This window comes from Pseudomonas sp. B329 (genome assembly GCF_023127835.1).
Classification (GTDB): Bacteria; Pseudomonadota; Gammaproteobacteria; order Pseudomonadales; family Pseudomonadaceae; genus Aquipseudomonas; species Aquipseudomonas synxantha_A.
Window position 1 is genome coordinate 32360 of sequence record NZ_SPKP01000003.1, and the last position, 20788, is coordinate 53147.

General features: G+C 60.5%; 22 protein-coding genes. 14 read left to right on the forward strand and 8 right to left on the reverse strand.

The annotated features are described in order from the left end of the window. Positions 1-203: 203 nt before the first annotated feature. Complete coding sequence (locus tag E4P00_RS00690; protein WP_005785853.1) at positions 204-545, forward strand: hypothetical protein; 342 nt, start codon at positions 204-206, stop codon at positions 543-545. Here E4P00_RS00690 and E4P00_RS00695 read toward each other — a convergent pair. The 3 genes from E4P00_RS00695 to E4P00_RS00705 form a co-directional block, all read right to left on the reverse strand. Beyond that, positions 542-1723 carry an aminotransferase class V-fold PLP-dependent enzyme gene (locus E4P00_RS00695; protein ID WP_078820498.1) on the reverse strand — a complete coding sequence of 394 codons (1182 nt, stop codon included), beginning with the start codon at positions 1721-1723 and terminating at the stop codon, positions 542-544. The genes E4P00_RS00690 and E4P00_RS00695 overlap by 4 nt on opposite strands. Beyond that, entirely contained in the window at positions 1720-2190 is a 471-nt protein-coding gene (locus E4P00_RS00700) for a RidA family protein (RefSeq protein ID WP_216090850.1), read from the reverse strand. Before E4P00_RS00700 ends, E4P00_RS00695 begins: the two co-directional genes overlap by 4 nt. A gap of 91 nt (positions 2191-2281) precedes the next feature. Further along, positions 2282-3154, reverse strand: a complete 873-nt coding sequence (locus tag E4P00_RS00705; protein WP_248130492.1) for a LysR substrate-binding domain-containing protein — start codon at positions 3152-3154, stop codon at positions 2282-2284. A 133-nt stretch (positions 3155-3287) separates the two neighbouring features. Between E4P00_RS00705 and E4P00_RS00710 the strand changes: the two genes are divergently transcribed. Beyond that, positions 3288-3449: a hypothetical protein gene (locus E4P00_RS00710; RefSeq protein ID WP_005785860.1), complete on the forward strand. Its 162-nt coding sequence runs from the start codon at positions 3288-3290 to the stop codon at positions 3447-3449. A 143-nt stretch (positions 3450-3592) separates the two neighbouring features. Further along, positions 3593-3709 (forward strand): cytochrome c oxidase subunit CcoM, encoded by a 117-nt coding sequence (gene ccoM / locus E4P00_RS28950; protein ID WP_019817835.1) that lies wholly within the window; start codon positions 3593-3595, stop codon positions 3707-3709. Between the two features lie 143 nt (positions 3710-3852). On the opposite strand, the gene E4P00_RS00715 is transcribed toward ccoM, so the two are convergent. Further along, positions 3853-5328 (reverse strand): inorganic phosphate transporter, encoded by a 1476-nt coding sequence (locus tag E4P00_RS00715; protein ID WP_003189291.1) that lies wholly within the window; start codon positions 5326-5328, stop codon positions 3853-3855. A 333-nt stretch (positions 5329-5661) separates the two neighbouring features. After that, complete coding sequence (locus E4P00_RS00720) at positions 5662-5862, reverse strand: hypothetical protein (RefSeq protein ID WP_003189295.1); 201 nt, start codon at positions 5860-5862, stop codon at positions 5662-5664. Between the two features lie 565 nt (positions 5863-6427). Between E4P00_RS00720 and pcaR the strand changes: the two genes are divergently transcribed. The 11 genes from pcaR (at position 6428) to pcaC (ending at position 17216) form a co-directional block, all read left to right on the forward strand. Continuing rightward, on the forward strand, positions 6428-7270 hold the full coding sequence (pcaR, locus tag E4P00_RS00725; protein ID WP_032877325.1) for a pca regulon transcriptional regulator PcaR: 843 nt from the start codon (positions 6428-6430) through the stop codon (positions 7268-7270). 145 nt (positions 7271-7415) lie between these two features. Then, on the forward strand, positions 7416-8756 hold the full coding sequence (locus E4P00_RS00730; RefSeq protein ID WP_032877324.1) for an MFS transporter: 1341 nt from the start codon (positions 7416-7418) through the stop codon (positions 8754-8756). A 270-nt stretch (positions 8757-9026) separates the two neighbouring features. Beyond that, a complete protein-coding gene (locus E4P00_RS00735) occupies positions 9027-9884 on the forward strand; it encodes a CoA transferase subunit A (protein ID WP_005785868.1) in 858 nt (285 codons plus the stop codon). Beyond that, positions 9884-10663 (forward strand): CoA-transferase subunit beta, encoded by a 780-nt coding sequence (locus E4P00_RS00740; RefSeq protein ID WP_005785870.1) that lies wholly within the window; start codon positions 9884-9886, stop codon positions 10661-10663. The genes E4P00_RS00735 and E4P00_RS00740 overlap by 1 nt, the downstream gene beginning before the upstream one ends. Further along, positions 10660-11862, forward strand: coding sequence for a 3-oxoadipyl-CoA thiolase (gene pcaF / locus E4P00_RS00745; protein WP_179119797.1), 1203 nt, complete (start codon positions 10660-10662; stop codon positions 11860-11862). The genes E4P00_RS00740 and pcaF overlap by 4 nt, the downstream gene beginning before the upstream one ends. 17 nt (positions 11863-11879) lie before the next feature. Further along, the gene (gene pcaH, locus E4P00_RS00750) at positions 11880-12584 is read left to right on the forward strand and encodes a protocatechuate 3,4-dioxygenase subunit beta (RefSeq protein ID WP_005785874.1); all 705 of its coding nucleotides are present in this window, start codon (positions 11880-11882) and stop codon (positions 12582-12584) included. Between the two features lies 1 nt (position 12585). Next, positions 12586-13152 (forward strand): protocatechuate 3,4-dioxygenase subunit alpha, encoded by a 567-nt coding sequence (gene pcaG / locus E4P00_RS00755; RefSeq protein ID WP_078820502.1) that lies wholly within the window; start codon positions 12586-12588, stop codon positions 13150-13152. Positions 13153-13340: 188 nt separating this feature from the next. Then, complete coding sequence (locus tag E4P00_RS00760; protein ID WP_032877321.1) at positions 13341-14636, forward strand: MFS family transporter; 1296 nt, start codon at positions 13341-13343, stop codon at positions 14634-14636. 10 nt (positions 14637-14646) lie between these two features. Beyond that, positions 14647-16011 carry a 3-carboxy-cis,cis-muconate cycloisomerase gene (locus tag E4P00_RS00765; protein ID WP_248130493.1) on the forward strand — a complete coding sequence of 455 codons (1365 nt, stop codon included), beginning with the start codon at positions 14647-14649 and terminating at the stop codon, positions 16009-16011. A 10-nt stretch (positions 16012-16021) separates the two neighbouring features. Next, positions 16022-16813 carry a 3-oxoadipate enol-lactonase gene (gene pcaD, locus E4P00_RS00770; RefSeq protein WP_216090855.1) on the forward strand — a complete coding sequence of 264 codons (792 nt, stop codon included), beginning with the start codon at positions 16022-16024 and terminating at the stop codon, positions 16811-16813. A 10-nt stretch (positions 16814-16823) separates the two neighbouring features. Further along, positions 16824-17216 (forward strand): 4-carboxymuconolactone decarboxylase, encoded by a 393-nt coding sequence (gene pcaC, locus E4P00_RS00775; RefSeq protein ID WP_005785883.1) that lies wholly within the window; start codon positions 16824-16826, stop codon positions 17214-17216. Positions 17217-17282: 66 nt separating this feature from the next. Here the strand turns inward: pcaC and E4P00_RS00780 are convergent, their stop codons facing one another. The 3 genes from E4P00_RS00780 to E4P00_RS00790 form a co-directional block, all read right to left on the reverse strand. Then, entirely contained in the window at positions 17283-18266 is a 984-nt protein-coding gene (locus E4P00_RS00780) for a hypothetical protein (RefSeq protein ID WP_248130494.1), read from the reverse strand. A gap of 240 nt (positions 18267-18506) precedes the next feature. Beyond that, on the reverse strand, positions 18507-19406 hold the full coding sequence (locus E4P00_RS00785) for a polysaccharide deacetylase family protein (RefSeq protein WP_216092230.1): 900 nt from the start codon (positions 19404-19406) through the stop codon (positions 18507-18509). Positions 19407-19488: 82 nt separating this feature from the next. Then, positions 19489-20739: an OprD family porin gene (locus tag E4P00_RS00790; RefSeq protein ID WP_032877317.1), complete on the reverse strand. Its 1251-nt coding sequence runs from the start codon at positions 20737-20739 to the stop codon at positions 19489-19491. Between the last annotated feature and the right edge of the window lie 49 nt (positions 20740-20788).

Below are 20788 nucleotides of genomic sequence, written 5' to 3' on the forward strand. Positions count from 1 at the left end.
CGTGAAAAAGCCGACTATCTTAACGGAACAAGCCCTTGCGCCCAAGGACTCTGACAAAAACTACTCCGTTTGGCCGGCGGGCAGAGTGCTGAATCGACGGGTGGCGGGCACTTGCGAGTGTCGACTGAGTCACAGCTTGGCGAGCCTGTGCTCAAGTCGCCCTGCAACCCGCCGACAGCCTGTTGATCAGGAGAATAACTATCATGCTGCCACCCATGCTGCCCGTCAGTGTTGTGCCGGTCACGTCGCAACTCGATCCGGCACGCCAGAAGCCGGATATTCCGCCGGTGGTGCCCGTTCAACCGGGCTCCAGCGAGAGCACGATCGACCTGAAAAAAGGCGATGCCGAGCAATCGACCTTTCTGTTGCGCGAAGAGCAGCGTCGTCAGCAGGAGCAGCACAAGCGTCGGCGAGAAGCCGACGATGACGTCGAGCAGCATTTGCCTATCCCCGGTGACTTGCTCAATGCCGACAACACGGTGCCCGTGGCGCCGCTGATCGAAGATGCGCCGCGCCAGGGCTTGTGGGTGGACATCGAGGTTTAAGCGCTCAATTCATGCAGGGCCTTGATCAACAGTTCGATATCGTCATCGGTGTTGAGTGGGCTGACGGAGAGGCGCGCAATACTGCGCAACCCACGTGCTTGCATATCCAGCGGCGTATAGGCCACGCCGTTGGCACCGATGTTGATGCGCTTTAACCCCAAGCGCCGCTTGAGTTCAAAGCTATCCCAGCCGGCCAGGTTGAAAGCGATCAAGCCCGAATGTTTACTGCCCAGGTCATGCAGGCTAATCCCAGGTATCTGATGCAGCGCTTCGCGGATTCGGGCGCTGGTCTGCGAGATCCTTTCCCACACCCGCTCGATCCCCAGTCGATTGATCTCTTGCAATGCATTGCCCAAGCCCGCCAGCAGGGCGACGGACACTTCGCTGGTTTCGAAGCGCCGGGCGTCGTTGCGCAGGTCGAAGCCGTCGGTGGTCCAGGGCGCCGAAAACACGTCGCGTTGGGCCGGGTTCAGGTGCCCAAGAAAATCCGGCCTGACATACAGCAGTGCAGTACCGCGCGGGCCGCGCAGGTGTTTGCGGCCGGCGGATTTGAGCACGTCACACTGCAACGCTTGCACATCCACCGGTAATTGGCCGACGGCTTGGCCTGCGTCGATAAAGTAGGGGATGGCGTGACGACGAGCCACTTCGCCGATGGCCTGGGCCGGGTTGATCAGGCCGCCGTTGGCCGGCAGCCAGGCAAGGTCGATCAGCTTCACGTGGGCGTCGAGCATCGCTTCCAGTGCTACCGGGCAAACCGCGCCGGTGGCATCACAGGGGATAACTTCCACGCGCGCGCCCGCTTGCACGGCCAACTCCATGCTCGCCAGGTTGCCGCCCCATTCATGGCGCCCCACCAGGATGCGGTCGCCCGGCCGCCAAGGCCCCAGGGCCTGGAACGCCATGCTCCAGGCCGTTGAGCCACTGCTGGCGAAGGCAATCGAGGAGGGCGGTGCATTGAGCAGTTGCCCGGCGGCGCGGCGGGCGTTTTCCACCAGCACGGCGCCCTGTTCGCCGGCTTCCATCGGGCCGTTGCGGGCTTCATGTTGCAACTGTTCGATGATGGCGTCCAGCGTCGCCTGGCTGGGCAAGGACGCCCCGGCATGGTTGAAGTGCACAAGGCCCGACTGGCAACCGGGCGTGGCCTCCCGCAGTTGTTGGACGTCCAGCGGGCTCATGGCTGCAGCTCGAAAATGGCATCCACCTCCACGGCGACGCCAGCCGGCAAGCTGCTGACGCCTACGGCGGTGCGTACGTGCCGGCCTTTGTCGCCGAGGGCGTTGACCAGCAGGTTCGAGGCGCCATTGGCGACCACGCTCTGGCGCTGGAAATCAGCGCTGCTGGCGATGAAGACGCCCAGACGCAGGATGCGCACCACGCGCGACAGGTCATCGCCCAGCGCATCGCTCAATTGCCCCAGCAGGCCCAGCGCCGCCAGTTCCGCCGCCTGGGCGCCTTCTTCATCGCTGAGGGAATCGCCCAGCCGGCCTATGTAGGCAGGTTTGCCATCGAGTATGGGAATTTGCCCGGAAATGAACAGCTGGTGTTGGCTGACGACATGGTTGATGTAATTGGCAGCTGGTTGATTGGGTGTGGGCAGTGTCAGGCCGAGTGTGTGTACGCGTTGGCGAATGGAATCGGTCATGCTGAAAACCTCTGGGTTCAGGAGGTTTGAGCATGTTGGCTGTTGCGATGGGCGACAAACGGATAGATCTCAATCGACGTATCGAAAAAACTCACTCATCCGCACACAGGTGCTTCAACCACTGGCTGAAGCATTCGGCTGCTTCGCCGAGTGGGCCCTGGGGAGCGATCAGCCAATAGCCGATTTCGCTGTGATAGGGCGGCCAGTCAAAGGCCTCCACCAGGCTGCCGTCCTGGAGCCTGCGTTCGATCAGGCGATGGCGGCCCATGGCGATACCTTGGCCGGCCACGGTAGCCTCGACCACGATGTTGTAGTCATGCAGCATCACCCTGGGGTGGTGATCGAGGTTGACCTGGTAATGGGCGGCCCAATCCGTCCACTCGAAAGGACGGTGCGAGGTCGCCATCAGTAGGGGGCCTTTGGTTACCTGGCTGGCCTTGAACGCAGGGCTGCACACGGGTGACAAGGTTTCGGCCATCAGGCGCGTGGCCTGCACGTCGGGCCAATCGCCCTTGCCGTAACGGATGGCCAGGTCAACTTCGGCCGTGGCGACATTGGCCAGTTGAATCGCGGGCAGCAACTCCACCTGGATATGCGGGTAGCTCTGCATAAACTCGGCCAGACGCGGTGCCAGCCATAGCGTGGCGAAAGACGCCAATACGCCGATGCGCAACACGCTGGTGCTGGGTACACCCCGTTGGCTGCGTGTCGCAGTAGCGATGGCGTCCAGGGCCGGGCGGATTTGATCGTAGTAATGTTGCCCGTCCAACGTCAGGTCAATCGCCCGCGTACGCCGGATAAACAGCGGTTTGCCCAAATGCTGTTCGAGCTTATGCACCTGATGGCTCAGCGCACTTTGGGTCACCGACAACTCGTTCGCTGCCTTGATAAAACTCAAGTGCCGTGCCACGGCTTCGAAGGCGCGCAGGGCCAGCAGCGGTGGAAGGTCGTTGTGCAAGGCCACCGGATGGCGCCTCCTGGGTAAGGGGGAAAGTGCCGATTTTGGTCGATGACCTGCATTTTGTCGCCCGCTGATTTGCCGTCGGGCGGGGCAGGCCGCATTATTGGGCCATTCCCGCCACGACGTAAGCCAAGCCATGAGTGATGACGACAAGCTGATCGACCTGAATGCCGAACGCGCCAAGCGCGTGCACGACCTCAATGACAAACGCTTGAATGAAGTGCGCCAAGCCTTTGAACAAGCCATGCCCTTGGGCAAACCCAAGAAGAAGTCGAAGAACAAACCGAAAAAGCGTTGAAACAGCCTGCATCTGTTGATGCAGGTCAGTTATTACCCTTCTTTACGCCCCGTTACGGGCGACATTGATCCCGGTCAATTTCCCGCTGCGTCTTCTCCATTAACTTAGCCCTATCGCAACAGGGCACGTGCAGGAGGCCGGTCATGTTTTTCGATAATGTGGTTTTTGCCGGAGTGCTGACTGTCAGCCTCATGGTGCTGTTTTTTGTAGGGTTTGGATTTTTTATCTGGAAGGACGCGAACAAGCGTAAAAAACCTTAAGTCTTTCCGGGTTACATGGGCACGCAAGGCATTTTGGGCGACTTCGGTCGCCCTTTTTTTTGCTCGGTTTTTCTCTAAAAGTGAATATAAAAAAAGGTGCGACCCTCGCGGATCGCACCTTTTTTATTGCCAGTGGCTATCAGTCAGTTGCCCAATGCCTTGGATGCCAACCAGAACAACCCGGCCGACAGGCCCACGGTGGCTGGCAGGGTCAATACCCAAGCCATCAGGATGGTCTTGACGGTGCCGCCTTGCAGGCCGCTTTTGTTAGCAACCATGGTGCCCGCGACGCCCGAAGACAGCACGTGGGTGGTGGACACCGGCAGGGCGAAAATATTGGCGAAGCCGATCATGGTGGCAGTGGTGATCTGGGCCGACATGCCTTGGGCATAGGTCATGCCTTGCTTGCCGATCTTCTCGCCGATGGTCAGTACCACGCGTTTCCAACCCACCATGGTGCCCAGGCCCAGGGCCAGTGCGACCGCGAGGATCACCCAGAAGGGGGCGTACTCGGTAGTAGCGGTCAGGTCTTTGCGCAGCTTGTCGAGGTCGGACTTCTCGCGGGAATCCAGGCCTGGCAGCTTGCCGACTTTCTTCGCGGTGTCGTCCAGGCAAAGCAGGTAGCGGCGTACCTCAATGCGGTGGTCGGCAGTCAGTGAATGGTAGTCCGAAACGCCTTTCAAGGTGCCCAGCAGCGCATTGATCGTCGGCTCGGTCTGCTGCGGGTTGCAGCGGAATTTGCCCGGCAGATCATCCTTCACGCTTTTGCCCAGGGCCAGGAACTCGCCGAGGGTCTCGTGGTTGCGCTGGTAGAACTGGTTCAGGTGCAGGGTTGCGTCACGGGTACGCTCGATCTGGTAGGTGGTGCTGCCCAGGTCCAATACGAACTGCGCCGGCACGATACCGATCAGCACCAGCATGATCAGGCCGATGCCTTTCTGGCCATCGTTGGAGCCGTGCACGAAGCTCACGGCCATGGCCGAGATCACCAATACCAGGCGGTTCCAGAACGGCGGGTGCTTCTTGTCGTCGAGCTTGCGGCGCTGGTCCGGGGTCTTGTGCATCTTCGACAGCGGGCGCCACCACTTCAGGCCGATCAGCACCAGGGCTGCGACCAGGAAGCCGGCCATCGGCGAGAACACCAGGGACGCACCGATATCCACGGCCTTCTGCCAGTTCACACCGTCAGCCAGGGGGATGTCGTTGATCAGGGCGTTGGCCAGGCCGACACCGAGGATCGAGCCGATCAGGGTGTGGGAGCTGGAGGCGGGAATACCGAAGTACCAGGTGCCCAGGTTCCAGGTGATCGCCGCCGCCAATAACGAGAAGACCATCGCCAGGCCATGGCCGGTGTTCACATTGATCAGCAACTCCACCGGCAGCAAATGCACGATGGCGTAGGCGACACCGACACCACCGAGCAACACGCCGAGGAAATTGAAGACCCCGGAGAAGAACACCGCCAGGTGTGGCGGCATGGCTTTGGTATAGATGACTGTGGCCACCGCGTTAGCGGTGTCATGAAAGCCATTGATGAACTCGAAGGCGAGGACAAAGGCCAGGGCGAGCAGCAGGCTCACTAGAACCCAAGCATCCAGTCCGCTGAATAAATCGATCATGAAGGTTTTCTGACCCGGTCGTAAGGGGGCGCGATTATGCCAGAAAACATCGGTAATCGATGCATTGACTGCTCATCGGTAACAATCTTCGTCGCACAAGCCCGGGCAAAACGGACGCATCCCAGGGTTTTCGGGGCTTTGGCAAGTCTTTGATTTATAAAGCGCAGGCCGCAAAAGGCCGGCATTTGTCATGAAAACGTCATGCCTGAAACATTTGTATGAAATTTCGTGCGCGGCTGTAGGTGACTGACCAACGGGCGCTGACGCGAGGGGCTCCCTGCCGGTGGTGGACCGGCAGAGACAGCAGGGCCCAGCCTACTCGCACCGAAGCGCTTATGGCTCTTCGGTTTTGAGTTCCTGTTCGATCTTTTGGATTTCCTGGGCAAATGCCTGATCCAGCAGGCTGGCGCGTTTGCGCCATGGCTTGCGTTCCGGCTCAGGTTGCGCGGCGTAGGTGGTGACTTCCCCGCCGTAGACGTCCTTGTAACGTTGCTCCTGGCGCTCAAGTTCGGCGCGCAGTTCATCTTTCGTCACAGTATTACCTAATTGTGTGAAGTTTATTGATTGCGCAGTGTCGCGCTTCAACAGTCGTCCTCGGGCGATTCCAAATAAAACAGTAGAAAACCGTTCAACTTGAAAAGCAGGCCTGAGGGCAGTTCTTTTAAGCGGCTACTTGCGGCCGGCGCGGCTTACGTCCTCCAGCGCCTGGCGAGCTCCCATCCCGATAGTGATACCGGGCCGACCTCTGCACAGGTTGCATTATAGCGGCGCATTTGAATAACACTATCATCATAAAGTTAAAAAGCGTCAACGGTGCAGGGGAGGGTGTTATGGGTGGGCATCACTATTTGTGAACAGCGTCATCATATTGTCGCCACCTGTTCTAAATAAAAGCGTAAATCTGCGCACTTCCCAGGTCATCAGGCAAATCTGAAACTTGGCGGCGGCGGCGGCTGCCCTAGCCTGACAAATTGCGATAATCGCATGATCGTCCGATAATCGCCCAATGTTGCTGGCGCTGGCTTGTGCATCGCGATCGGCACGGCTTGTAATAGCGGCCAACCCTCCCGTGGTAAGAACAAGAGACAGGACCCTGGAAATGAACGATCAATTGCGCAACTCCTTCGCATCAGTGGCGCCGCCGATCGTGGCTTCACCGGCCAAGCGCATCCAGGCGTTCACCGGTGATCCGGACTTCATGACGTCCCTGGCCCGTGGCCTGGCCGTGGTGCAAGCGTTCCAGGAGCGCAAGCGTCACCTGACCATCGCCCAGATCAGCCACCGCACGGAAATCCCCCGCGCCGCTGTGCGCCGTTGCCTGCATACCTTGATCAAACTCGGCTACGCCACCACGGATGGGCGTACCTACTCGCTATTGCCTAAAGTGCTGACGCTCGGTCATGCCTATTTGTCGTCCACACCGTTGGCCGTCTCGGCCCAACCTTATCTGGACCGCATGAGCGAGCAGCTCCATGAAGCCTGCAACATGGCCACCCTTGAAGGCGACGATATTCTCTACATCGCACGTTCGGCCACGACTCAGCGTCTGATTTCCGTGGACCTTTCAGTCGGCGGTCGGCTGCCGGCCTATTGCACGTCCATGGGGCGCATCCTCCTGGCGGCCCTGGATGATGCCTCGCTGCAGGATTACCTCGACCACGCAGACCTGCAAACCAAGACCAGCCGCACGCTCACGACTCCCCAAGCCTTGTTCGAATGCTTGCAACAGGTACGTCAGCAAGGCTGGTGCATCGTCGATCAGGAATTGGAGCAGGGCCTGCGTTCCATCGCGGTGCCGGTGTATGACGCATCCGGCCAGGTGTTGGCCGCACTGAACGTCAGCACCCATGCCGGGCGCGTCAGCCGCAGCGAGCTGGAACAGCGTTTTCTGCCGAGTATGCTCACCGCCAGCCGTGAGTTGAGCGCGCAACTGTTTGCCTAAGCTGTTCGGTGACCGCACAGATCCCGGTCGGCTCGATTGACGGTGTTTCCCCTGGCTTATTAATGTGCGGCAGCGCTTCAAAGCGCCGCCTAACAATAATGATGACCTGAGGTCATCGGCCCGCCATCGGTGTGGAATAAAAATAATGAATCAGCCTTCTGTCGGTACCCCCCTGGACGTGCAGTCCTTTATCAACACCCAGCCATTGTCACGCTACCAGTGGCGCGTGGTGATCCTGTGTTTCCTGATTGTCTTTCTTGACGGCCTCGATACGGCGGCGATGGGTTTTATTGCGCCGGCCCTGTCCCAGGACTGGGGCATCGACCGCGCCAGCCTTGGCCCGGTGATGAGCGCCGCGTTGATCGGCATGGTGTTCGGCGCACTCGGGTCCGGCCCGCTGGCCGACCGCTTTGGCCGCAAAGTCGTGTTGGTCGGCGCGGTACTGGTATTTGGCGCGTTCAGCCTGGCCTCGGCCTACAGCACCAATGTCGACCAGTTGCTGGTGCTGCGCTTTCTGACCGGGCTGGGTCTGGGCGCGGGTATGCCCAATGCCACGACCTTGCTCTCCGAATACACCCCCGAGCGTCATAAGTCGTTGTTGGTCACCAGCATGTTTTGCGGTTTCAACCTGGGCATGGCCGGTGGTGGGTTTATCTCGGCCAAGTTGATCCCGGCGTTTGGCTGGCACAGCTTGTTGCTGATCGGCGGCATCCTGCCATTGATCCTCGCGGGGGTGCTGTTGGTGTGGCTGCCGGAGTCGGCGCGTTACCTGGTAGTGCGTAATCGCGGTACCGACAAGGTACGCAAGGCCCTGGCACCCATTGAGCCCAATATCGTGGCCCAGGCCGGCAGCTTCAGCGTGCCGGAGCAAGCAACCGTCAAGGCTCGCAACGTGTTCGCGGTGATTTTCTCGGGCACCTACAGTGCCGGCACCTTGCTGCTGTGGCTCACTTACTTCATGGGCCTGGTGATTGTTTACCTGCTGACCAGTTGGCTGCCCACCTTGATGCGCGACAGTGGCGCCAGCATGGAGCAGGCGGCATTTATCGGCGCGTTGTTCCAGTTCGGCGGGGTGTTGAGCGCAGTGGGCGTGGGCTGGGCAATGGATCGGTTCAACCCGCACAAAGTGATCGGGACTTTCTACCTGCTGGCCGGGGTGTTTGCCTACGCGGTAGGGCAAAGCCTTGGCAATATCACTTTATTGGCAACGTTAGTGCTGATCGCCGGGATGTGCGTCAACGGTGCGCAGTCAGCGATGCCGTCCCTGGCCGCACGTTTTTACCCTACCCAGGGGCGTGCCACCGGTGTGTCGTGGATGCTTGGCATTGGCCGCTTCGGCGCGATCCTGGGTGCGTGGATGGGGGCCACCTTGCTGGGCCTGGGCTGGAATTTCGAGCAGGTGCTCACGGCACTGGTGATTCCGGCGGCACTCGCCACTGCAGCCGTGTTGATCAAAGGCATGGTCAGCCACGCCGACGCCACTTAAGCCTTGATGGGACTCAAATGTGGGAGGGGGCTTGCTCCCGATTGCGGGGTGTCAGTCAAAAAATTTGTTGGCTGATCCACCGCTATCGGGAGCAAGCCCCCTCCCACATTTGAATTGCGTTCGCTTAGACGATTAGCTAGACAACAATCTGTTCGATAATCGAACGCTGAGTCGATTATCGGATTGTTCGGCCCATTTCCCCGGCTTAATCTTCAAGCACTTCGGCGCCACCTCAGCGCCTTTTTCGATCAACACCGGGAGCCCAACCCCATGGCTGAAATCCTCACCCTGCGTGATGCGGTCAAGCGCTTTGTGAACGACGGCGATACCGTCGCTCTCGAAGGTTTTACCCACCTGATCCCAACGGCCGCAGGTCATGAAATCATTCGTCAGGGTAAGAAAGACCTGACGCTGGTGCGTATGACGCCCGACCTGATCTACGACCAATTGATCGGTGCCGGCTGCGCGCGCAAGTTGATTTTTTCCTGGGGCGGCAACCCGGGTGTGGGCTCCCTGCATCGGTTGCGCGACGCGGTGGAGAAGCAATGGCCGCAACCGCTGGAGATCGAAGAACACAGCCACGCCGACTTGGCCAATGCCTACGTCGCCGGTGCCTCGGGCCTGCCGTTCGCGGTGCTGCGTGCCTACGCTGGTTCCGACTTGCCCAAGGTCAACCCGCTGATCAAGACCGTCACGTGCCCATTCACCGGCGAAGTGCTGGCGGCGGTGCCGTCGGTACGTCCGGATGTCACCGTGATTCACGCGCAGAAAGCCGATCGCAAGGGCAACGTGTTGCTCTGGGGCATTCTCGGGGTACAGAAGGAAGCGGCCCTTGCGGCTCAGCGTTGCATTGTCACCGTGGAAGAAATCGTCGATGACCTCAATGCGCCGATGAACAGTTGCGTGTTGCCGACCTGGGCACTGACCGCGGTGTGCCATGTGCCGGGTGGTGCACATCCCTCCTACGCTCACGGCTACAACGAGCGGGATAACCGCTTCTACCAGGCGTGGGACCCGATTGCTCGCGACCGTGGGACCTTTACCGCCTGGATTGATGAATTCATCCACGGCACTGCTGATTTCAGCGAGTTCCAGGCCAAGCTGGCCACCGCGCAGGAGGCCAAGTAATGACCTACTCCACCAATGAAATGATGACCGTCGCCGCTGCACGCCGCTTGAAGAACGGTTCAGTGTGCTTTGTCGGTATCGGCCTGCCGTCCAAGGCCGCCAACCTGGCGCGGCTGACGTCCTCACCCGATGTAGTGCTGATCTACGAGTCCGGCCCGATTGGCGCCAAGCCCAGCGTGTTGCCGCTGTCAATCGGCGATGGCGAGTTGGCCGAGACCGCCGACACTGTGGTGCCCACCGGTGAGATCTTTCGCTATTGGCTGCAGGGCGGGCGCATTGACGTGGGCTTTCTCGGTGCGGCCCAGGTCGACCGTTTCGGCAATATCAACACCACCGTGGTCGGTGATTATCACCAGCCCAAAGTGCGTTTGCCGGGTGCCGGTGGGGCGCCGGAGATCGCCGGTTCCGCCAAGAGCGTGCTGATCATCCTTAAACAGTCGTCCCGTTCGTTTGTCGACAAACTGGACTTCATCACCTCCGTCGGTCACGGCGAAGGTGGCGACTCACGCAAGCGTCTTGGCCTGCCCGGTGCCGGCCCCGTCGGCATCATTACCGACCTGTGCATCATGGAACCGGAGGAGGGCAGCCATGAGTTCGTGGTCACCGCGCTGCACCCCGGCGTGACCCGCGAGCAAGTGGTCGCTGCCACCGGCTGGGCGATTCGCTTTGCCGACCAGGTCAGCACCACGGCAGAACCGACCGAGACAGAACTGACCGCGCTGCGCGAGCTTGAAGCCCGCACCGCCGCCGCCCATGGCCAAGCACCGGGAGAAGCCTGATGCGCGAGGTATTTATCTGTGATGCCATTCGCACACCTATCGGTCGTTTCGGCGGTGGGCTGTCCACGGTGCGTGCCGATGACCTGGCGGCGCTGCCGATCAAGGCCCTGATCGAGCGCAACCCGTCGGTGGACTGGGACGCGGTGGACGAAGTCTTTTTGGGCTGTGCCAACCAGGCCGGCGAAGACAATCGTAACGTGGCGCGCATGGCACTGTTGCTGGCGGGGCTGCCGGACAGCATTCCGGGCGTGACCCTCAACCGTCTGTGCGCCTCGGGCATGGATGCCATCGGCACGGCCTTTCGCGCTATTGCCAGTGGCGAAATGGAGCTGGCGATTGCTGGAGGTGTCGAGTCGATGTCCCGTGCTCCGTTCGTGATGGGCAAGGCCGATGCTGCGTTTTCGCGCAGCATGAAGCTGGAAGACACCACCATCGGCTGGCGTTTCATCAATCCGTTGATGAAGGCCCAGTACGGCGTGGATGCCATGCCGCAGACCGCCGATAACGTCGCCGACGACTACCAGGTTTCCCGCGCCGACCAGGATGCTTTCGCCTTGCGCAGCCAGCAGCGGACCGCCGCTGCGCAAGCCGCCGGTTTCTTCGCCGAGGAAATAGTGCCGGTACGGGTTGCCCATAAAAAAGGCGAAACCCTGGTGGAACACGACGAACACCCGCGTGACACCAGCCTGCAAGCCCTGGCCAAACTCAAGCCGGTCAACGGCCCGGACAAGACCGTCACCGCCGGCAATGCCTCGGGGGTCAATGACGGTGCCGCCGCGCTGATTCTGGCATCCGCCGACGCCGTCAAGAAACACGGCCTCACCGCGCGCGCCCGGGTGCTGGGCATGGCCAGTGCCGGTGTCGCACCGCGCGTAATGGGTATCGGCCCGGTGCCGGCGGTGCGCAAGCTGGTGGAACGCCTGGGGTTGGCGGTCACCGACTTCGACGTGATCGAGCTTAACGAAGCCTTCGCCAGCCAGGGTCTGGCGGTGCTGCGCGAGCTGGGTATTGCCGACGATGCACCTCAGGTCAACCCGAACGGCGGTGCCATTGCGCTGGGTCATCCCCTGGGCATGAGCGGTGCGCGGCTGGTGTTGACGGCCCTGCACCAGTTGGAAAAAACCGGCGGCAGCAAAGGCCTGGCGACCATGTGCGTGGGCGTCGGCCAAGGCCTGGCCCTGGCGATTGAACGCGTCTAATAAAAGAGGATTGCTCCATGAGTGACAAGCCTGGTTACCGGCGCCCGCAAGCGGGCACTCAACCTGATTACCTGCACCCGGCGTATCAGTCGACGAACCTGCGTTCGCCGTCCCAGCCGTTGGTGTTCCTGCCCCATTCCTTGTCCGAAATCACCGGCCCGACGATCGGCGCCGAGCGCATCAATGACAAGGACAACGACCTGACCGCCCAGCATGAAGGCGAGCCCCAAGGCGAGCGCATCATCATTCATGGCCGTGTGCTGGATGAGAATGGCCTGCCGGTGCCGGGCATTCTCGTGGAGATCTGGCAGGCCAACGCCGCCGGGCGCTACAACCACAAGCGTGACCTGCACGACGCGCCGCTGGACCCGAACTTCACCGGCACCGGGCGCACCGTTACCGACGCCGATGGCTGGTACCAGTTCCAAACCATCAAGCCCGGCGCCTACCCGTGGGGCAACCATCACAATGCATGGCGCCCGGCGCATATCCATTTTTCGCTGTTCGGCCCCAGTGTGCTGACGCGCTTGGTGACGCAGATGTATTTCCCTGGCGACCCATTGCTCGAATACGACCCGATCTACAACTGCGTGCCGGATACGCGGGCCAAGGAACGCCTGATCGCGCGCTTCGACCTGGAAAAGACCGTCCCTTCCTACGCCCTCGGTTACCGCTGGGACATCGTCCTGCGCGGCCGCGACGCTACGCCGATGGAGAAATGAGATGACACTCAACGCGACCACGTCCCACACCGTCGGGCCGTATTACCACATTGGCCTGACCTGGCTGAACCGCGAAGACATGACTGTAGCCGCCACACTCGGCGAGCGCGTGGCGATCAGCGGCCAGGTAGTGGACGGCAACGGTGATGTCGTCAACGACGCCATGCTGGAAGTCTGGCAGGCCAATGCTGCCGGTAAATATGACCACCCTGAGGACGAGCAAGACAAGGCGGTCGATCCGCACTTTGAAGGTTTTGGCCGGGTGCCGGTGGATGCCGAGGGGCGCTTCCGCTTTACCACCATCAAGCCGGGTGCCGTTCCTGGCTTGAAGGGCACCACCCAGGCGCCGCACCTGGTGGTGCTGGTGTTTGCCCGCGGGCTGGTGAAGCACTTGCTGACGCGGATTTATTTTGACGGTGAGGCACTCAATGGCGATGACCCGCTGCTGGCGTGTGTGCCAGCCGAGCGTCGCGGTACGTTGATTGCCAAGCCGGATACGCAGGGCGTGCATCAGTGGAATGTGATTTTGCAGGGGACAGATAAGGAAACGGTGTTTTTCGATTACTGAGTTGGCTGTAGGGCCCCATCGGGAGCAAGCCTCCTCCCACATTTGGACTTGTGAATACATACCAATGTGGGAGGGGGCTTGCTCCCGATGAGGCCCTCCCAGTCACTACATACCCAAAAGTCTGCTTGCGGAACATGGTTGTTGCAAAGTATGTCTAGGCTATAACCGTTCCCACTGAGTAAAAAACCATGACAACAACAACGAGTCACTACACCGGAGAAGAACGCCGCAAACGGATTTTTGCGATTGTCGGGGCTTCCTCCGGCAACCTGGTCGAATGGTTCGACTTCTACGTCTACGCCTTCTGCGCAATCTATTTTGCCCCGGCGTTTTTCCCCTCGGACGACCCCACGGTGCAACTGCTCAACACCGCCGGTGTGTTCGCCGCCGGGTTCCTGATGCGGCCGATCGGCGGCTGGCTGTTTGGCCGGGTGGCCGACAAGCACGGGCGCAAGAACTCGATGATGATCTCGGTGCTGATGATGTGCGCCGGTTCCCTGGTCATCGCCTTCCTTCCCACCTACAACGACATCGGTGCCTGGGCCCCGGCGCTGCTGTTGGTGGCGCGGCTGTTCCAGGGCTTGTCGGTGGGTGGCGAATACGGCACCACGGCGACCTACATGAGTGAAGTTGCGCTCAAGGGCCAGCGCGGTTTCTTCGCTTCGTTCCAGTACGTGACCCTGATCGGCGGCCAGTTGCTGGCGGTGCTGGTGGTGGTGATCCTGCAACAGATCCTCACCGAAGAAGAACTGCGTGCCTGGGGCTGGCGCATTCCGTTTGTAATCGGCGCCATCGCCGCGGTGATCTCCCTGCTGCTGCGTCGCACCCTGAAAGAAACAACCAGCAAGGAAATGCGTCAGGACAAGGACGCCGGCAGCATCGTCGCGCTGTTCCGTGACCACGGCAAAGCCTTCATCACTGTGCTGGGCTACACCGCTGGCGGCTCGCTGATTTTCTACACGTTCACCACTTACATGCAGAAGTACCTGGTTAACACTGTCGGTATGCACGCCAAGACGTCCAGCTACATCATGACCGGCGCGCTGTTTCTGTACATGTGCATGCAGCCGCTGTTCGGCATGTTGGCCGACAAGATCGGGCGACGTAATTCCATGCTCTGGTTCGCCGGCCTTGGCACCTTGTTCACTGTGCCGATCCTGTTGACCTTGAAAACCGTGACCAGCCCGTTCCTGGCGTTTGTACTGATCACCCTGGCCTTGGCGATTGTCAGCTTCTACACCTCCATCAGCGGCCTGGTCAAAGCCGAGATGTTCCCGCCCCAGGTGCGTGCCTTGGGTGTGGGCCTGGCATATGCCGTGGCTAACGCGGTGTTTGGCGGTTCGGCGGAAGTGGTCGCACTGAGCCTGAAATCCATCGGCATGGAAAACACCTTCTATTGGTACGTCACTGCGATGATGGCGGTGGCCTTCCTGTTCAGCTTGCGCCTGCCTAAACAGGCGGCGTACCTGCATCACGATTTGTAAGGGATGAGTTATGACGCTGCGCACGAGCAATCAACTGTTCGACGCTTACTTCACCGCCGCCAGCATGGCCGAAGTGTTCTGTGACCAGGGACGCTTGCAGGGCATGCTGGATTTCGAGGCGGCGCTGGCCCGGGCCCAGGCTCGGGTCGGGTTGATTCCCCAGGCTGCCGTCGCGCCGATTGCCCAGGCGTGCCTGGCTTCGCTGTATGACGTCGATGCGCTTGGCGCGGCCATTGCCACGGCGGGTAATTCCGCGATTCCAGTGGTGAAGGCGCTGGGTAAGTTGATCGCCAGCGAAGATGCCGACGCCGAGCGTTATGTGCATCTGGGCGCGACCAGTCAAGATGTGATGGACACCGGCCTGGTGCTGCAAGTGCGTCAGGCGCTGGCGCTGATCGAGGCGGATTTGGCGCGCCTGGGGGACGTGCTGGCTGCCCAGGCGCAGCGCCACGCCGCCGTGCCGTTGGCTGGCCGCACCTGGCTGCAGCACGCGACACCGGTCACCCTGGGCATGAAAATCGCCGGTTGGCTGGGCGCCGTGACACGCAGTCGTCAGCGCCTTGCCGAATTGAAACCGCGCCTGTTGGTGCTGCAATTCGGCGGTGCGTCCGGCACCTTGGCTGCGCTCGGCGAACACGCCATGCCTGTTGCCGAAGCCTTGGCCGCCGAGTTGCAACTGGGCTTGCCGGAGCAGCCCTGGCACACCCAGCGCGATCGCCTGGTGGAATTTGCCAGCGTGCTCGGTCTGATCGCCGGCAGCCTCGGCAAACTGGGGCGCGATATCAGCCTGTTGATGCAAACCGAGGCGGCAGAGGTGTTTGAGCCCGCCGCGCCGGGCAAGGGCGGTTCATCGACCATGCCGCACAAACGCAACCCCGTAGGCGCCGCCGTATTGATCTGCGCTGCCACCCGCGTGCCGGGCCTGGTGGCGACCATGTTCAGCGCCATGCCCCAGGAGCACGAACGCAGCCTGGGCCTGTGGCACGCCGAATGGGAAACCTTGCCAGAGATTTGCCGCCTGGTGTCCGGCGCCTTGCAACAGGCGCTGCTGGTGAGTGAAGGGCTGGAGGTCGATACCGCGCGCATGGCGCAGAATCTCGACCTGACCCAGGGCCTGGTGTTGGCTGAAGCAGTCAGCATCGTGCTTGCCCAACGCCTGGGCCGCGATACCGCACACCACCTGCTGGAGCAATGCTGCAAACGCGCCGTGGCCGAGCAACGTCACTTGCGCGCCGTGCTGGCGGATGAGTCCCAGGTGACTGCCGAGTTGTCAGCGGCTGAACTGGACCGGCTGCTCGACCCGGCTCATTACCTGGGCCAGGCCCAGACCTGGGTCACGCGTGCCGTGACTGAACACTTTGCTTTGACTGCCTGAGGAGACCGCTGTGGCTTTTGTACAACTCGCCGAGGGCGAATTGCATTACCAATTGGACGGGCCGGGGGATGCACCGGTGCTGGTACTGTCCAACTCCCTGGGCACCGACCTGCATATGTGGGACGTGCAGATTCCGGCGTTCACCGAGCATTTTCGCGTGTTGCGTTTCGATACCCGCGGTCACGGCAAATCCCTGGTCACCGAGGGGCCGTACAGCATCGAACAACTGGGGCGAGACGTGCTTGCGTTGCTGGATGCGCTGGATATCCAGCGCGCGCATTTTTGCGGCCTGTCCATGGGCGGCTTGATCGGCCAATGGCTGGGCATCCACGCCGGCGAGCGTTTGCGGCGTCTGGTGGTGTGCAATACCGCCGCCAAGATCGGCACGCCTGAGGTTTGGAACCCGCGCATCGAAATGGTCCTGCGTGACGGCGCCGCTGCGATGGTGGCGCTACGCGATGCTTCGATTGCGCGCTGGTTTACCGCGGATTTCGCTGCGGCCAACCCGCACCAGGCCAAGCAGATCACTGACATGCTCGCGGCCACATCGCCCGAGGGCTACGCCGCCAATTGCGGCGCCGTGCGCGACGCGGATTTTCGTGAGCAACTGTCGTTGATCAAGGTGCCGACCCTGGTGATTGCCGGCACTGAAGATGCGGTGACACCGCCGGCTGGCAGCCACTTTATCCAGCACCATGTGCAGGGCGCCGAATACGCCGAGTTCTATGCGGCGCACCTGTCCAACGTGCAAGCCGGCGCTGCCTTCAGCGACCGCGTGATCAACTTTCTGCTGGCTCGCTGAGGAGCGTTTTGTGGACGAGAAACAACGTTACGCCGATGGCCTGCAGGTGCGCCGCGAAGTGCTGGGCGATGCTCATGTCGACCGCAGCCTTAATGCCCTCACCGAGTTCAACAGCGAGTTCCAGGAAATGATCACGCGCCATGCCTGGGGCGATATCTGGACGCGCCCCGGGCTGCCTCGGCATACCCGCAGCCTGATCACCATCGCCATGTTGATCGGCATGAACCGCAGTGAAGAGCTCAAGCTGCACCTGCGTGCGGCCGCCAGCAATGGTGTGACCCGCGCCGAGATCAAGGAAGTGCTGATGCAGAGTGCGATCTATTGCGGAATACCGGCGGCGAATGCGACGTTTCACTTGGCCGAGTCGGTGTGGGATGAGCTCGGGGTTGAATCGCGCGCGTAATTGGCGAGAAGACCCGCCCGTGATCATCGGGCGGGCAGTATTCATGAGATTACGCCAGCGTGGGGTTCAGGCACTGGTCCCGACAGGTTTGTAGTTTTGCGTGGTATAGCGCTGCCTCAAATTGGGCTCTTCTTCACCCGAAACGAACCCGCCGCCACTGTACAAAGTGCCTGCTTTACCCTCGCCCATGTTGATAAAGGCATAGTTCTTTACATTAGAGTCGATGGTGACTTTATCGTCTCCGTCTCCGGCTTGAATGAACAGCCTGGAACCACCTGCTGGATCGTTTTTAATAGGCAGGAGGAATTGTTGCCCATTCACTTCAGCTAACAATGAATTGTCTTCTGCTGCGCTGATACGAATAGTGTCATTGCCGCTGCCGGCGGTTATTTGCATGACGCCGTCGCCGAACTGCCTTGGGTTGGCGTTTGGCGAGAACTTGAAGGTGGTCTCGTCATGTTTGAACTCGGCGCCTTTTTGCAGGTGAGGTGCAATGGCGATGATTCCGGGTTGCGAGAATGTTTTCACGCCCGCTGACTCGGGGGCGGAGGTATACCCATTGGTCCCGGAAACCGTGTGGTTGTCGTTAAGACTCACAGTGGTTTGGAACCAGATGTCGTCTGCAATCGTGACGTGGTCATCGCCACCCCTGGTTTTTATTTCCACGGTCTCGGTCGTGCCGCCAGCATTCTGAACCGGTAACAGGTATCGCCTGCCGTTTATTTCTGCGACGACCCCAATGTCCGGAAGACTCTTGAGGTGAACGTTGTCTGCACTATTACCGGTTTCGATGGTGACTTTGTTGCGCAGCATGGGAACGCCGTGAAAACTGCCTTCATGAGCCGTTGCCGAGGTGATCTTGACGTTGCCGTTATCGTACGTGTGAGTGGTCGGGGTACTGGTGAGGGCGCGTGGTACTTCGGTGATGGGGTTTGATTCGATGGGCTGTTGTGCTGGAGCCGTAGCTGCGGAATTGACGGGTTTATCCATCGAGGAGTTAGGGTTGTAAAGGCTGTGCGAATAGTTGTTCTGTAAGGGAGTTGTCAACATGACTAAGTCCTTTTAAAGGTTGGCAAGTGTGAGAAGGTTGGGCAGTGCGCGGTAAGTCTTGCGAACTACTGATCCGATAGTGGGCGGGAAGGAGTACTGAGTTCCAACGCCACTTGTTTCACTTTCCTACGTATTCAAAGGGCTTATGGTCAGTGGGTGGTTAATAAGGTGGGCGTGGTGGGGCAGGATGGGACTACCTGTCTGACTTAAACATCTTACTGTTGTAACTGTTTGTAGCTTTCAGTGTGAGTCCGCATCCCATATCCAGTTCCATACACCCGGCAGATGGGCCTCTTCATTCACATCCTTCACGGTGCGTGCCAGTGCTGCGCGTTCCAGCATGGCAGTGTCGGTGTAGAACGGCTCGGCAGCGGTCTTCACTCCGTTGATTCGCGCGCTGTCCATCAGGATCTGCATGTATTCCTGCATATGCCGGGCGGTGTAGCGGTTGATGTCATGGAAGGTCACTACCACCGGTATCACGCCTTCCACCATCGGCAGTTCACCCAGCGCGATGCGCTCACGCACGACCGACAGCTGCCGATACAAATTGGCCCGCCGGCGCGGGCTGGCGTTGAAGCCCCAGATCTTGCCGTCATTGGCGCTGAGGTCCGTCAGCAGTACGTGCATGCCATGCCGCTGGTAGGCGGCGAAGGTACGGCGGTCGTAGTTCCAGAACGGTGGGCGTACCAGCATGGGCGGCGTGCCGGTGATGGCGGCAATGTCTGCCGCACCTTCGGTAAGGGTGCGTTCCAGCTCTGCATCGTTCAGCCAGCGGTGATTGGTATGAAACGCCGTCGCCGTGTGGAAGGCCAGTACATGGCCAGCGGCGAATTCACGTTCCATGGTCTTGCGCCCGCGAGAACTGCCGCCGGAGCGAGCGGCTTCGGTCTGAGAGAAGAACACCGCCTTGATCCCCGGCAATACCGGGTTATTCGCCAGATCCGCCACGACCGAACGGCTCGGGTTGTTGTAGCCCGAGGCGCTGGGGCCGTCATCGAAGGTCAGCAGAAAGCGGATCGGCGCCTGGGCTTGCAAGCGTTGCTGGGTTGCCGGTGTCAGGGCAATGGGCGCGCCGATGCAGCCACTCAGGCTCAGGGCCAAGGCAAACACTACGCTCGCTGCGGCAAAGGGTTTCATCAGGTACGCAGGCTCGATAAAGGCCGCTGCTGGGGGGATCAGCAGCGGCAGGCGCGCACCATACAGCAAGTCCGGCGCCGGTTTACAGCAGACTGATGGGGTAGCTGACGATCAACCGGTTTTCGTCGAATTCGTTGTTGCTGTAGTCGCGGCGCATGCTCGAATTACGCCAGCGCACCGTGAGGTTTTTCAGGCCGCCGCTCTGCACGGTGTAGCCCACTTCACTTTCGCGGCCCCACTCCTTGCCGTCGGTGATAGTGCCGGTGTGCACGTTGCTGCCGCTGATATAGCGGTTCATCAGGGTCAGGCCAGGAATGCCCAGGGCGGCAAAGTTGTAGTCGTGGCGCACTTGCCAGGATTTTTCCTCGGCGTTGTCGTAGCTGGAGTTATAGCTGTCGTTGGCCAGGGTGCCGCCACTGGTGCCGTTGACGCGCATCCAGGCGCTGTTGCCGGTGAGTTTTTGCAGGCCAACGTAGAAGGTATTGCCGCCGTACCTGGCAGAAAGCAAGCCGGACCAGGTTTTGTTGTCCAGGTTACCTGCGCGGGCGCTGCCATCGTCCTTGCCGTAGAAGAACCCGAGGTTGGCGCCGAGGGTCCAGGCGCCGACAGGCTGGCTGTGGATCAGGTTGAGATACTGCTGGCTGTAGATGTCCTTGAGCTGGGCATTCCATACGCCGACCTGGGTGCGCTTGTCGTTGAATGCGTACTCGGCACCTTGGAAATTGAAACGGTCGGAAGTGAAGGCGGTTTTGCCGAACATCGACATGTCGCTCATGCTGCCGTCGTCACGCGGGCTGTTGGCGCGGAACTGGCCGCCATACAGGGTCAGGCCGTCGATTTCCTTCGAGGTGATCTGCCCGCCGCGCAGGGTCTGCGGCAGGGAGCGGCCGTCGTCGGAACGCAAGATCGGCAGCACCGGCATCCATTCGCCTACCTTCAGCTCTGTCTTGGAAAACCGCGCCTTGAACGCCACGCCCAGGCGCCCGAACTCATCCGCCGGACGGCCATCATGGTCCAGCGGCAGCAACTGGGTGCCGCCCGTGCCGCGCCCGCCATCAAGCTTGAGCGAGTACAGGCCCAGCACATCCACACCAAAACCCACGGTGCCTTGGGTAAAGCCGGACTTGGCGTCGAGGATGAAACTCTGCGTCCACTCCTGCGCGCCACCCTGGGCCTTGGTCGGGTTGGTGTAATTGCGGTTGAAGAAGAAGTTACGCAGGTTGAGGTTGGCGCTGGCATCTTCAAGAAAACCGTGTTCTTCGGCGATTGCAGGAACGGCAAGACTGCCGACAGCGGCAGCCAGCAACAGCTGGCGCGGGTGAAAAGTGCTCATGGTGTTGGACCTGTTGTTATTGGGTTTATGCAGGTGGCGGCCATGGTGC